We start from the raw sequence: 13581 nt of genomic DNA, 5'->3' as shown, positions 1-13581 counted from the left end.
GCATTTGCTGATGAGCAAGGATAAGCTGGCCAAAAAGAACAAGTCTGCCAAGAAGGCAAAGACCGGCAAGAAGAAGGATCTGCCCTTCGGCCCGGACGAGCTGGCGCAGAGCATTACGCAGGCTGCCCGCTCCATGCGCACCGCGCTCAGTCACAATCTGGCGGAAAGCGGGCTCTATGCCGGTCAGGATGGCGTCATCCTCGCACTTGCGCAGGAAGGCAGCATGTCGCCCGGCCAGATCGCCCAGAAGCTCGGCGTCAAGGCTCCGACCATGACCCGCACCATCGGGCGCATGGAAGCGCAAGGCTTTGTCGAACGCAGTGCCGGTGATGGCGACGGCCGCCTGACCATGGTGAAACTGACCGAGACAGGCCTGAAAAGCGTCGAGCACATCCATGCATCACTGGCAGATTGCAACGCCCGCGCCATGGAGGGACTGTCTGCCAAGGAGGTCAAAACCGTCGTGAAACTGCTACGCACCATCGACACGAATTTGCAGTCTCAGGAGCTAATCGATTAAAATTTTGAGATCATAATCTCGGTTCTTAAAACCAGTTGCGCGTTTTATTTAAATTGTTTAGTCACAATTTAAATGTCGTTTTGACGGCATGCGTGACCGTAGGAGGGGACCGTGGCGCAAAAAATCAAACTATCGACCATTGCCGAAAGCCTTGGGCTTTCCACAGCCACGATTTCGCTCGCTTTGCGCGACAGCCCACTGGTGGCTGCCGATACGCGCGAGAAGATCAAGGAGCAGGCGCGCGCGCTGGGTTACATCTATAACCGCCGTGCCGCCAGCCTGCGCACATCCCGCTCCGGCATTATCGGCGTCGTCTTCCACGATGTGATGAACCCGTTCTACGGCGAAATTCTCAAGGCCATCGAGAGCGAGCTGGACCGCAGCCGCCAGACCTTCATTCTATCAAACCATTACGATTCCGTCGAAAAGCAGCGCACCTTCATCGAGACGCTGCTGCAACTGGGCAGCGACGGCATCATCATGTCGCCTGCCATCGGCACGCCGCTGGAAGACATGACGCTGGCCGAGGAAAACGGCATGCCCGCCATTCTCGTGGCGCGTTCCATGGACGGCGTGGATATGCCGACCTTCCGGGGTGACGACAGCTATGGCATTTCGCTGGCGACCAACCACCTGATCAGCCTTGGCCACCGCACCATCGCCATGGTGGGCGGAACGGACCAGACATCGACCGGTCGCGACCGATATCAGGGTTACGTCAATGCCCTGCGCAAGGCAGGCATCGAGGTGGACCCGAACCTGCGCATTCCCGGCGCCCGCTCGAAGCAAGGCGGTTTCGAGGCTGCCGTCAATTTCCTGTCGCTGCCGCAAAAACCAACCGCTGCCGTGTGCTGGAACGACCTCGTCGCAATTGGCCTGATGAACGGCATTTCCCGCGCTGGCTTCGTGCCCGGCAAGGATATCTCCGTCACCGGCTACGACGATCTGGAGGAAGCAGCCATCGCCACCCCTGCCCTGACAACCGTTTCCAATGGTCAGGCAGAAGTCGGGCGGCTGGCAGCGCGTGCCCTGCTGGACAGGTTGGCAGGCAGCCACGAGCCTGATGGCATTCACCTCATCAAGCCGGAAATGCGCATCCGCCAGTCCACCAGCCCCTGCATTCCACGCAGTTGAGCCTTTGACCCCATTGTTGTTCCGAATGCGGGTTCCGCTTTTTGAAATGATCGTCTAGCTTGGCCTCATGCATAGCAGGAGGATACCAAAGCATGTCAGATAGCAAAGCCGTCGTTCTCGTTCCGGGCAAAATTCACCCGCGCGTTCTCGAGCGCTTCGAAGGCAAGGTCGAGGTGGTGAAAGCGCCAGCAGGGCCAGAGCCTTCGTTATCTGCCGATGACGCGAAGCGCATCACGGCTGTCGCCGTCTCCGGCGGTTTTAACGCCGCCTGGATGGATGCCCTGCCCAACCTTCAGGTCATCGCCAATTTCGGTGTCGGCTATGATGGCGTGGATGTGCAACATGCGGCATCGCGCGGCATCATCGTCACCAACACGCCTGACGTTTTGAACGACGAGGTTGCCGACACCACGATTGCGCTGCTGATCAACACGCTGCGCCGTTTCTATCAGGCCGAAACCCACCTTCGCGAAGGCAAATGGGTGTCTGAGGGACCTTTCGCGCTGTCGCCCTTTTCACTGCGGGGCCGCAAGGTCGGCCTGTTCGGCATGGGCCGCATCGGTCAGGAAATCGCCAAGCGGCTAGAACCCTTCAAGGTCGAAATCGGCTATCACACCCGCAGCAAACGCGCCGAACTGTCTTACACCTATTATGCCTCGCTGAAGGAGATGGCGCAGGCCGTCGATGTACTGATCTGCATCGTGCCCGGCACGCCGGAAACGCATAAGGCCATCAACGCCGAGATACTGTCTGCGCTAGGCGCAAACGGCGTGTTCATCAATGTCGGTCGCGGCTACAGCGTCGATGAGGATGCGTTGTTGACAGCACTTCAGGATGGCACACTGGGTGCAGCGGGTCTCGATGTCTTCTACGAAGAGCCGAAGGTGCCGGAAGGCTTCCTCTCGCTGCCCAATGTCTCGCTGTTGCCCCACGTCGCCTCGGCATCCGTGCCGACCCGCAACGCCATGGCCGATCTGGTCGTGGACAATGTGCTGGGATGGGTCAACGACGGCAAGGTGCTGACACCGGTGCCCGAAACGCCCGTCAAGGGGTGATGGCTGAGCCATACCCCTCGACGTACCAACTCAATCTCTCAGGAAAGCTTGCGGCCGCTTGCCACCAGCATACCGGCCGCACCTGCGAGCCAGCCGCTTTTCAGTTCAAGCGCCAGAAAACGCGAACGCTCGAATGGGCCAGGCATGACCAGATGCTGGGTGTGGCTCGCGAAAAAGCCGAAGCGCTCATAATAGGGTGCATCGCCGACGAGCAGGATTGCGCCGTGGTCGCGGCGGGCAGCTTCGGTGATCGCGGCGCGCATCAGCGCAGAACCGATGCCCTTGCCTTCATGCATGCAATCGACAGCCAGAGGTCCCAGCAGAAGCGCCTCGATGGCGCGCCCCTCACGGCTAACGCCAGCCTGAACGCTCCACAGGCGCACGGTGCCGATGACATGGCCGTCTTCGTCACGCGCAACCAGGGCCAGACCTTCGGCGGGAACGCGGCCCGCGCGCAGCTTTTCGGAAGACTTGCGACGGCGACCTGCACCCATGACGCGGTCGAGAAGGGTCTCGCGCGCAACGACGTCACCCGGATTTTCGGCGTCGATATGAAACGTCTGTGGCGTGAAGAATGCACGAACAGAATTGAGAACAGCGGCCATCCCGGCCTCCCGTCACCAAGCCGCCCACGAAAGCGGCACCCTAAAATGAAAACATGTCGCGCAAAGCTGTTGAGCGGTTTTGCGATAACGACATGCGATAAAAAAGTGAGACCGTTCCGGCCCGCCAGACCACGCCTTATCCTCAACTGGACAGAGGTGCGGCAAGCAGGGTTTGCGCCTGAGCGCGGATGGCCAAGCCGGAACGGGAGGATCCTAAAGACTATCGCCTGCCCCCAGACAGGCGTCAGCCATTCAGATCACATAGGACTTCAGCGGCTCGAAACCGTTGAAGGCGACCGCCGAATAGGTGGTCGTGTAGGCGCCCGTGCCTTCGATCAGAACTTCGTCGCCGATGGTCAGGGACACCGGCAGCGGATACATGTTCTTCTCGTACATCACGTCGGCGCTGTCGCAGGTTGGACCTGCCAGAACGCAAGGCTCCATCTCGTCGCCGTCACGCTCGGTGCGGATCGGATAACGAATGGCTTCGTCCATCGTCTCGGCCAGACCACCGAACTTGCCGATGTCGAGGAACACCCAGCGGTGGTTGTCGTTGTCGGACTTGCGCGAAACAAGCACGACTTCCGCCTTGATGACACCGGCATTGCCGACCATGCCGCGACCCGGCTCGATGATGGTCTTTGGAATCTGGTTGCCGAAGTGCTTGCGCAGCGCCGTGTCGATGGCATGGCCATATTCTTCGGCAGCAGGCACGTCGCGCAGATACTTCGTCGGGAAGCCACCGCCCATGTTGACCATCTGCAGGTGGATGCCCTGCTTGGCCAGCGAAGCGAACACACGCTTTGCATCGCCGAGAGCCGCGTCCCATGCGTCGAGGTTCATCATCTGCGAACCAACATGGAAAGACACGCCGTAGGATTCCAGACCCATCTGATGGGCATAGACCAGTACATCGACAGCCATCTGCGGTACGCAACCAAACTTGCGCGACAGCGGCCATTCGGCGCCTTCACCATCGGTCAGAACGCGGCAGAATACGCGGGCGCCGGGGGCTGCACGGGCAACCTTTTCGACTTCCTCATGGCTGTCCACGGCGAAGAGATCGATGCCGAGCGCATGGGCGCGCGCAACATCGCGTTCCTTCTTGATGGTGTTGCCGAAGGAGATGCGGTCGGAGGTCGCACCGGCATCGAGCGCCATCTGGATTTCAGCCACGGAGGCGCAATCGAAGTTGGAGCCCATGCCAGCCAGCAGCTTGAGAATTTCAGGTGCCGGGTTTGCCTTGACGGCATAATAGATCGAGCTGTTTGGCAGAGCATGCCGGAACGCGTGAAAATTATCGCGCACGACGTCAAGATCGACCACGAGGCATGGGCCTTCGGGGCGGCGTGTCTTGATGAAGTCGAGGATGCGTGCAGTCGTCATCGTTGTATTCCCTCGAATGTTCCGACTCCGGGAAAGTCCGGAGGACAAAGGGCGCTCAAGATATGCAGAACGATTCAGCCGGTGGAGGCGCAGAATCATTTGCATACGCTCAAGGCGCAAATGTGAACAACGCCCTGCCAGGAGCATTATTCGGCTTTGTCTGCCATGGGATTGGCGGGAATCATCCCCAACCGCACTTACGGCAATGATGGTGTGCCTCTTCAGTACCCCGGCTGATGGAAAGCCGGAAGAGAACCAGAAAGGCCCGCACCGTCGTTGCTTCGTATGTCCTCGCATTTCCCGGTTGGCCGGAATAGCGACTGGAGGGGTTAATTCCAGGTACCTTACCAAACTCCTCACCACATCGAGGGTCCGGCGGACACACATGGGCACGTGCGACTTTGGGCAACCGGGAGATAAGAATATTCGCTGTAACAATCAAGGGAATTTTTCATCATGTTGCGGATTTTTTTGGCAGACCATTTTATTCTTGAACGATGCGCCCTGAGCGTTCAATTATGTGGAACGAACAGGAGATTTCGATGGACACTCTCACGCGCATCCGGGCTTTCATCGATGTGGTCGAGGCGGAGGGTTTCTCCGCAGCCGCCCGCAAAACCGGGCGTTCCAAGGCGTTGTTGTCCAAATATGTGCGCGAGCTGGAGGATGATCTTGGCGCTCTGCTGCTCAACCGCACCACCCGCCAGTTTTCCATGACCGAGGCGGGCCACACTTATTACCGCACGGCCTCCGATATCCTGAAGGAAATCGATAATCTCGCTGATCTCGTGCGCGAGAAGAATGCCGATTTGAAAGGCAAGCTGCGAATATCCGTGCCGCGCACCTTCATCGATGCCGAAATCGGCCAGAGCCTCATCGATTTCGCCAAGGAAAACCCGGAGCTTTCGCTGGAGATCGTCGCTGAGGACCGTTTTGTCGATCTGATCGAAGAAAGCTTCGATATGGCGATCCGAATCACCAAGCTCGAAGATTCCGGTATGATCGCTAAGAAGCTTGCCGATTTTCGCGTCTATGCCGTGGCCACACCGGATTTCGTGGAGCGCTACGGCCCGTTGAATACGCCGCAGGATCTGGCCAAGGTGCCCTGCATCGTGGATACGAACTCGCGCTTCCACAATCACATCCGTTATTTCGAACCCGGCGGCGGCACCAATTCGGTGGCCATTACAGGCCCTCTCGAGGTCAACAGTCCGCAAGCCACGCTGCGCGCCGCCCGCTCGGGCCTCGGCGTCGCCATCGTGCCGGACTTCATCGCCAAGCCCTCCATACAATCAGGTGAGCTCGTGACGCTGTTTGATAACTACATTTCCCGAGACCGCGGCATCTATGCGGTCTATCCGCACCGGCGCTATCTGCCTGCAAAGGTTCGCAGCTTCGTGGACTACCTGTCCAACTGGTTCAAGACATACGAATGAGCTTTTACGCTCCATAGGGCGCAAAGCCGAAATTCGGTCCCAATTCGCGCTAGACTCAGAAACACACATCGAACAATCGAGACAGACAGCATCCATGAAAAACGTCATCGTCCCACTGGCTGCATGCTTGTCCGCCTGCCTTGCACCGCTCACCGCCTTCGCGCATCCGCATATTTTCGCGGAAGCCCGCATGGAAATCATCGAAGGCTCCGATGGTAACATTCAGGAAGTGCGCAACATCTGGCGTTTCGACGAGATGTTCTCGGCCAGCGTCGTGCTGGACTACGACAAGAACAGTGACGCCAAGCTCGACAAGGAAGAACTGGCCGAAATCGGTAATACGGTCCACGAATCGCTGGCCGAATTTTCCTATTACACCTTCATCACGCTGAACGGCAAAGCCGTCGATTTCAACAAGCCGGATACGATCCATGTCGATTACAAGGACAATCAGGTCCTTATGTTCTTCTCCGTCCAGCCGAAACAGCCGCTGCCCATCAAGGGCCTGTTGAGCTTCGGCGCCTGGGACCCGACGATGTACACCGCAATCGATTTCGCCAAGGACACGGACATCGTCGTCAAGGGGCCGCATCTGGCGGCCTGCAAACATAAAGTCGTCAGGCCCGACCCGGACGAAATCATCGCCCAAAACCAGAACAACCTCACCGACGCCTTCTTCAACGACCCCACCGGCACGGATATGACCAAGCTGTTCGCGACACGGCTGGAGTTGTCATGCTGAGGACCATAAGTACGTTGTGCTCTCCAGTGTCGGGCGGTGCCAATGGCCACCCCGCTCTGCCCTGCCGGGCATCTCCCGCCACCCGCTTCCTTATCATCATATGCGCAATATTTCTGGCCACCATCACCGCCGCCCACGCCCAATCACCCCTCGGCATCGGCTCGGCAGAACCATCCATCTCCGTCGGCGGGCCGCTCGGCCCCCTTTTCCAGTGGATCAACATCCACCAGCAGATGTTCTACCGTTCCCTCACCGGCGCGCTGAAGGCGATGCGTGAAGACCCGTGGGCACTGGCCTCGCTGATCGGGCTGTCCTTTGCCTATGGCGTCTTCCACGCGGCTGGCCCCGGCCACGGCAAGGCGGTTATCTCCTCCTATATGATTGCCAATGAAACGCAGCTGAAGCGCGGCATTCTGATCTCCTTCATTTCGGCCATCATTCAGGGTGCGGTCGCCATCGCACTTGTCGGCGCTGCCTATCTGGTGCTGCGCGGCACCTCCATCACCATGACAAAGGCCACGCAGACGATGGAAATCGCCAGCTTTGCCATGGTTGCGCTGTTCGGCGCATGGCTTTTGTTTCGCAAGCTGCACAGCCTGCTGACCCGCCCTGCCCCGGCACTTTCAGTGGAATATGCCGCCCCGGCGATAAAGACCGCAACCATGGACTCCAGCCCCATGCGCACCGGCATGGGCAGCGGCCTGCGCTTTCAGGGCAAGCCGGTCTTCCCAGACCACGCCCAGAGCGGCACTGGCGATATCTGCACCACCTGCGGCAACGCCCACGCGCCCGATCCATCGCTTCTGCGCGGCAAGGATTTCAGCCTGCACGAAGCGTGGTCCGCCATCATCGCGGTGGGCCTTCGCCCCTGCTCCGGCGCCATCATCGTCATGAGCTTCTCGATACTCAACGGCCTGCTGCTCGGAGGCGTCCTGTCGGTCCTCGCCATGTCCATCGGCACCGCCATCACCGTCTCGCTGCTGGCCTGCCTCGCCGTCAAAGCCAAAGACATAGCCGTCCGCTTCGCCGGAACCGGCAGCAAAAGAGCATCCCGCATCACCCACGGCATAGAAATCGCAGGCGCACTATTCGTGCTACTGATGGGCCTCGCCCTGTTGGGCGCTTCGCTTCAGGCCTAGGCCGCGTTAGTGACGTCGCTGATACCGCGCCCTGAGCCAGAAAACCAGAAAGAATGCCAGCACCGCGACCACGTCGAACACCGCGGCGACCCAGACCGAGTAGTGTTCTGCCAGCCATAGCGTGATAGTGGGCATGATGAAGAACAGCAGGCCGAAGCCGACCAGAATGGCGATGGCGGCGATGGCAGAGGCGCTGTTGCTTTTGCCGGTCATGCGGTCAACCTCGCGCGAATGTCTTCCAGCTTCTGCTTCTGAACACCGTCGGCATCGAAATTGTCCGGTGCGAGCCATGCTTCGAAAGCCTGACGGATCAGCGGCCATTCGCCATCGATCATCGAGAACCACGCCGTATCGCGGTTGCCGCCTTTGGACACCATGTGCTGGCGAAAGACGCCCTCGAACATGAAGCCGTAGCGCTTGGCCGTCGCCCTGGAGGGCTGGTTTTCGTTGTGGCACTTCCACTCGTAACGGCGGTAGCCCAGATCATCGAACACATGCCGCGCCATCATGTAGTGCGCTTCGGTGGCAAGCGGCGAACGTTTCATCTTGATGCCATGCGCCACCGAGCCGACCTCGACCACCCCGTTCTTCGGGTCCGGTCGCATATAGCTCGCCATACCAACGACGTCACCCGTGGCATTGTCGATGAAAACCAGCGTCACCCAGCCAAAGGCGCTCTGCGCCCCGTCGATCCAGTCACCAAAGGCCTGCGAATTGAGGAAACCATCCTGCGGGAAATATTTGAGCAGATCATTGATACCCAGACCACCCAGCGCGTCCCACAGCTTTTCCAGATGCTGCGCCCGATCGAACGGCACAGCCGTCACATACCGCCCCTCCAGAGTTACGGGCTGCGGAGCTGGACATCCTTTGAACTGGCTGAGATCGCGCATTCTTTTCCTCATAAAATGACGGAAAAGACTTAAGACAGGCAGGGGGCGAAGACAACAGGGATTGGGGTGTTGAACGTCAGTACCCCACAAACAAAGGGCCGCCATTTCTGGCGACCCTCTGGCGCTGCGGTGGATAGGGGAATCAGTGGCCGGCGTCGGGTGGTGGCGCGGCTTTGGGTTTGTTGATCAGGACGGTGAGGAAGATGAGGCCGCTGAAGAGGCAGGTCAGCAGCAGGAAGACGTCTGCGAAGGCCAGCAGCCAGGCTTGTTGCGAGACGACACCGACGAGTTTTTTGACGGCGACGGATGCGCCGTCGAGGCCGTATGAATCGTAGTTGGCGCCGACGCTGTTCATCCACTCGAGGGCTGCCGGGTTGCCGAAATTGACGTGTTCGGCGATGCGCACATAGTGATCATCCGTGCGCTGGCTGAGCAGGGTGTTGATGATCGCAAGGCCCACGGCACCGCCAAGGTTACGGGTGAGGTTGAAGAGGCCGGAGGCGTTCTTCATGCGCGCAGGCGGCAGGGTGCCGAGCGCGATGTTGTTGATCGGCACCATGCACATCATCAGTCCGAAGCCGCGTAGCAGCTGCGGGATCAGCAGTTCGTAAAAGTCCCAGTCGGCGGTGACATAGGTCATGATCCATGTACCGGAAGCAAAGCTGATGAAACCGATGACCATCATGATGCGCAGATCGAGCTTGGTGGACAGCTTGCCCGCAATTGGCGCGGTGAAGAACATGGCGAGACCCGAAACGAACATGGTTTCGCCGATCATCAGCGCATCGTAACCCCGCACACGCCCCAGATAGAGCGGGTACATGTAGGTCAGCCCGTAAAGTCCAATGCCCATGACGAAGGAAAACAGCGAGCCGATGGAGAAATTCCGGTCCGCAAAGGCTTTCAGGTCGACGACCGGGAAATCCACCTTGAAGGCGCGCCAGAAGAACACGATGCCGCCGATGGCCATGGCAAACGTGCCGATGACGATGTGGCTGTCGTTGAACCAGTCGTTGTTGTTGCCCTCTTCCAGAACATATTCCATGGAGCCCAGAAAGACGCCCATGGACAGCAAGCCCCACCAATCGAACTTCTTCATCAAGGAGCGTTCGGGCTTGTCGAAATCGATGAAGTTCCACGTCACCAGGGTGACGATGATGCCGGGGATGATGTTGACCAGGAACAGCCAGTGCCAGGAAAAGGCATTGGAGAGGTAGCCACCGACCGTCGGGCCGATGGTGGGGGCCAGTGTTGCCACAAGCCCGATGATGGGGGACACCACCGCCCGCTTGGAGGGCGGGAAGATGGTGAAGGCGGCGGCAAAGACGGATGGGATCATGCCGCCGCCTATGAAGCCCTGTATGGCGCGGTACACGATCATCTGGTCGATGTTCGTCGCGGTCGCACACAGGGCGCTGGAAATGGTGAAGCCTGCGGCGCAGGTGGCAAACAGCACCCGCGTTGAAAGAATGCGCGCAAGCGTTCCCGACAGCGGAATCATGATGACTTCCGCAATCAAATAGGAGGTCTGTACCCAGGCGATTTCATCGGAACCGGCACCCAAACCGGCCTGAATTTCCGCCAGCGAGGCGGAGACGATCTGGATGTCGAGGATCGACATGAACATGCCGAACACCATCGCGAAGAAGGCGATGAGGCGTCTGCGATCCATCGGGGGATCGGCGGCGGGGGCTGTGCCCACCGCCATGCTGGCTGTTGCCGCCATGATCTTGGTTCCTATCGAAGCTTACTTCGATTGCACAGTATTGGTCTCTTTGGGTGCGGTGCGGGTATCGACATCCACCACGACGCTCAAACCGGCGCGCAGCTTGTGCTTGGCCAGATCTTCCTTGGAGAAGACCACACGAACCGGCACGCGCTGAATGACCTTGGTGAAATTGCCCGTGGCATTTTCCGGCGGCAGCAGGGAGAAGACAGAGCCGGAGGCTGGCGAAATCGACTGCACCGTGGCTTCGATATCGTGGTCGCCAAAGGCATCCACGTGGACGCGAACCTTGGAACCGGGCTCGATTTTGGCAAGCTGCGTTTCCTTGAAATTGGCGTCGATGTAGAGATCGTCCATCGGCACCAGCGATGCAAGGCGCTTGCCGACGGAAACGAGATCACCCGTCTGGACCGAAAGGTTGCCGATGACGCCATCATAGGGTGCGCGCAGGACGGTGAAAGACAGGTCGCGGGCAGCCTTGTCGCGGGAAATCTCCAACGACTTGACCGATCCCTCGGCTTCCTTGCGCTGGGCGCGCAGCAAATCGATATTGGCCTGAGCGGACACGACGCCCGCTTCACCGGCGACCAGATTGGCCTTGGCCTGTTCCATGGCGATCTGTGCGTTATCCGACGATGCAGCCGTGCCGACATCCTTGGACTGGAGTTCGGTGGCGCGCTTCAGATTGATATCGGCACCGCGAAGGGCTGCATCAAGCGCACCCTTCTGGGCGACGGCCTGGGCAAGCGATGCTTCCGCACCGGCAATCTGGGCATCGATACGGTTGAGCGAAAGCTGCTGCGTTTCAAGCTGGGCCTGCGCCTGTTCCAGCGCGTTGCGATAATCGCCGTCGTCCAGCGTCACCATCGGGTCGCCCGCCTTCACCTCCTGGTTGGCGACGATATCGACCTTGGCGACATAACCGGAAACCTTTGGCGAGATGACTGCGATGTCACCTTTTACATAGGCGTCATCCGTGGAGATGAGGAAACGACCATCCGTCCACCACTGGTAACCGTACCAGCCGCCACCGGCCAATGCGGCAATGGCGATGATGGGCAGAACGAACGACTTGCGCTTTTTCTTATCTGGCGCGGCCGCCTGGTTTGGCGCAGCACTCTGTTCCGCCGCCAAGGGTTTTGCCTCGTCGGCCCGTGCTTCGGTCTCTTCAGAGGAATTCACTGCTCGAATTGCGCCGCTTTTTTGCACCGACATAGGTAACACCGTTCACTGGAATGTAGAAAATGATTTCGAACTGAACCGTTCGGTTCGATTGACATAATCCGTTTGCTGACACATATCAAGTGACATCGAACCGTTTGGTTCGATATATTGAATTGAATCTAAAACGATTGGCGGATCGACACGTGAGCGAAGACAAACAAATCCTGCATGAATGTCCTGCGCCTTCGGCAGGCCGTTTTGCTGCTGGCGAAGATCCGACGAAGCGCGAACAAATCCTCGATGGCGCATGGCGGGTGTTCAAGCAAAAGGGCTTCGACGCCGCCAGCATGAACGACATTACCCGGGAAGCTGCTGTTTCCAAAGGAACAATCTACGTCTACTTCCAGAACAAGGACGACCTTTTCGCAGCCCTCATAGACCGCCACCGTGCCGAGTTTGCGCTGTCCATGCGCGATATTCTTGCCGGGACGGAAGCTGTGCGGGATGGGCTTTGGCAGTTCGGCGATGCGTTTATTCACAAAGTGACATGCACTGACATGATACCTGCCATGCGCTCAGCGCTTGGCGTCATCGATCGCATGCCGAAACTCTCACAGCGCTTTTTCGTGGCGGCACCAAACAATGTCCGTGTCGTCCTGCATGATTTTCTCCAGCATCATGTGGAACAGGGCGCGCTTTCCATACAGGATGTCGATATGGCGGCACGCCAGTTCATCGAGCTGGCCACGGGCACGTTTTTCAAGATGAAGCTTTTCGGCGAGCTGGTGGGCGAGCCACCGGCAGATGAGGTGGAGCGCGTACTGTCCAGCGCCATTCATGTTTTTATGTCGGCCTACGGAACCAAGACAGTTTAAGTCCATTCAGCATCCGGGTTTCTCGTATTGCGTGAAATTTCGAGAAAATAGAGCATGACACATCTGTCACACGCTTGTTTCTCGCGCATTCGAATATAAACATTGGTCAGTTTCGAATTGTCGAAGCCGGAAAGCTGAAAAGGAAAACAGGCACGTGGATTCCATAATCCCTTTATTGTCCGACCCCGCTGCGTGGGTGGCCCTCGTCACCCTTATCGTCATGGAGGTCGTGCTTGGCATCGACAACCTGATCTTTATTTCCATCCTTACCAATAAATTGCCTGAGCATCAGCGCGACAAGGCCAGAAAAATCGGCATCGGCCTGGCGCTGATCATGCGTCTGGGCCTGCTGGGCACCGTTGCCTGGATCGTGCAGCTGACAGAGCCTGTGTTTGAAGTCTTCGGTCAGGGCTTCTCGTGGAAGGACATGATCCTCATCGGCGGTGGCCTGTTCCTCGTGTGGAAGGCCACCAAGGAAATCCACCACAATGTGGACCCGGAAGACCACAAGGAAGACATGGTCGGCAACGCTGCCATCACCAGCTTCTCGTCTGCCATCGTGCAGATTCTTCTGCTCGACCTCGTCTTTTCGCTCGACAGCATCATCACCGCCGTCGGCATGACACCGCATGTGCCGATCATGGTCGTGGCCGTCGTCTTCGCCGTCACCGTCATGCTGCTGGCCGCCAACCCGCTGGCCAACTTCATCGAAAAGAACCCGACCGTCGTCATGCTGGCGCTGGCCTTCCTGTTGATGATCGGCACGACGCTGATTGCCGAAGGCATGGGCTTCCACGTTCCCAAGGGCTACGTCTACGCCGCCATGGCCTTCTCAGCGCTGGTGGAGGTGCTCAACATGGTATCGCGCAACTCGCGCCGGAAGAAAAAGGGCACTGTGCATTAATT

The 13581-nt window shown here is 58.6% G+C and carries 14 protein-coding genes; 8 read left to right on the top strand and 6 right to left on the bottom strand.

What is annotated here, in order from left to right; all coding sequences use genetic code 11:
- Positions 1-10 precede the first annotated feature (10 nt).
- The 3 genes from QRN55_RS05990 to QRN55_RS05980 all read left to right on the top strand — a co-directional run bounded on the left by QRN55_RS05990 (position 11) and on the right by QRN55_RS05980 (position 2709).
- A complete protein-coding gene (locus tag QRN55_RS05990) occupies positions 11-520 on the top strand; it encodes a MarR family winged helix-turn-helix transcriptional regulator (RefSeq protein ID WP_111837523.1) in 510 nt (169 codons plus the stop codon).
- A 111-nt stretch (positions 521-631) separates the two neighbouring features.
- The gene (locus tag QRN55_RS05985) at positions 632-1654 is read left to right on the top strand and encodes a LacI family DNA-binding transcriptional regulator (RefSeq protein ID WP_062584379.1); all 1023 of its coding nucleotides are present in this window, start codon (positions 632-634) and stop codon (positions 1652-1654) included.
- A gap of 92 nt (positions 1655-1746) precedes the next feature.
- Positions 1747-2709: a 2-hydroxyacid dehydrogenase gene (locus tag QRN55_RS05980; RefSeq protein WP_284775668.1), complete on the top strand. Its 963-nt coding sequence runs from the start codon at positions 1747-1749 to the stop codon at positions 2707-2709.
- Positions 2710-2747: 38 nt separating this feature from the next.
- Here QRN55_RS05980 and QRN55_RS05975 read toward each other — a convergent pair whose 3' ends face one another.
- Positions 2748-3314 (bottom strand): GNAT family N-acetyltransferase, encoded by a 567-nt coding sequence (locus QRN55_RS05975; protein ID WP_284775666.1) that lies wholly within the window; start codon positions 3312-3314, stop codon positions 2748-2750.
- A 252-nt stretch (positions 3315-3566) separates the two neighbouring features.
- Positions 3567-4700 (bottom strand): ornithine/lysine decarboxylase, encoded by a 1134-nt coding sequence (gene odc2 / locus QRN55_RS05970; protein ID WP_111837520.1) that lies wholly within the window; start codon positions 4698-4700, stop codon positions 3567-3569.
- A 542-nt stretch (positions 4701-5242) separates the two neighbouring features.
- Here odc2 and QRN55_RS05965 point away from each other — a divergent pair.
- The 3 genes from QRN55_RS05965 to QRN55_RS05955 all read left to right on the top strand — a co-directional run bounded on the left by QRN55_RS05965 (position 5243) and on the right by QRN55_RS05955 (position 8017).
- Positions 5243-6136, top strand: coding sequence for a LysR family transcriptional regulator (locus QRN55_RS05965; protein WP_111837519.1), 894 nt, complete (start codon positions 5243-5245; stop codon positions 6134-6136).
- 94 nt (positions 6137-6230) lie between these two features.
- On the top strand, positions 6231-6878 hold the full coding sequence (locus QRN55_RS05960; RefSeq protein WP_284775663.1) for a DUF1007 family protein: 648 nt from the start codon (positions 6231-6233) through the stop codon (positions 6876-6878).
- A complete protein-coding gene (locus QRN55_RS05955; RefSeq protein ID WP_284775661.1) occupies positions 6872-8017 on the top strand; it encodes a nickel/cobalt transporter in 1146 nt (381 codons plus the stop codon). Before QRN55_RS05960 ends, QRN55_RS05955 begins: the two co-directional genes overlap by 7 nt.
- A 6-nt stretch (positions 8018-8023) precedes the next feature.
- Here QRN55_RS05955 and QRN55_RS05950 read toward each other — a convergent pair whose 3' ends face one another.
- From QRN55_RS05950 to QRN55_RS05935, 4 genes are all read right to left on the bottom strand, one after another.
- Positions 8024-8230 carry a hypothetical protein gene (locus QRN55_RS05950; protein ID WP_112500969.1) on the bottom strand — a complete coding sequence of 69 codons (207 nt, stop codon included), beginning with the start codon at positions 8228-8230 and terminating at the stop codon, positions 8024-8026.
- Positions 8227-8910: a GNAT family N-acetyltransferase gene (locus QRN55_RS05945; RefSeq protein ID WP_284775658.1), complete on the bottom strand. Its 684-nt coding sequence runs from the start codon at positions 8908-8910 to the stop codon at positions 8227-8229. The genes QRN55_RS05950 and QRN55_RS05945 overlap by 4 nt, the downstream gene beginning before the upstream one ends.
- A gap of 142 nt (positions 8911-9052) precedes the next feature.
- Positions 9053-10636, bottom strand: a complete 1584-nt coding sequence (locus QRN55_RS05940; protein ID WP_284775656.1) for a DHA2 family efflux MFS transporter permease subunit — start codon at positions 10634-10636, stop codon at positions 9053-9055.
- Positions 10637-10657: 21 nt separating this feature from the next.
- The gene (locus QRN55_RS05935) at positions 10658-11851 is read right to left on the bottom strand and encodes an HlyD family secretion protein (RefSeq protein ID WP_284775655.1); all 1194 of its coding nucleotides are present in this window, start codon (positions 11849-11851) and stop codon (positions 10658-10660) included.
- 152 nt (positions 11852-12003) lie between these two features.
- Here QRN55_RS05935 and QRN55_RS05930 point away from each other — a divergent pair, with 152 nt between their 5' ends.
- Together QRN55_RS05930 and QRN55_RS05925 are read left to right on the top strand one after the other, a co-directional pair.
- The gene (locus tag QRN55_RS05930) at positions 12004-12675 is read left to right on the top strand and encodes a TetR/AcrR family transcriptional regulator (RefSeq protein WP_233135317.1); all 672 of its coding nucleotides are present in this window, start codon (positions 12004-12006) and stop codon (positions 12673-12675) included.
- Positions 12676-12829: 154 nt separating this feature from the next.
- Complete coding sequence (locus tag QRN55_RS05925) at positions 12830-13579, top strand: TerC family protein (RefSeq protein ID WP_112500973.1); 750 nt, start codon at positions 12830-12832, stop codon at positions 13577-13579.
- The last annotated feature ends 2 nt before the right edge of the window (positions 13580-13581 follow it).

Source organism: Agrobacterium sp. lyk4-40-TYG-31, assembly GCF_030209855.1.
In the GTDB taxonomy this organism is placed as follows: Bacteria; Pseudomonadota; Alphaproteobacteria; order Rhizobiales; family Rhizobiaceae; genus Agrobacterium; species Agrobacterium vaccinii.
Note: the sequence above shows the minus strand (reverse complement) of the source record. Positions and strands in the feature narration are given on the sequence as shown.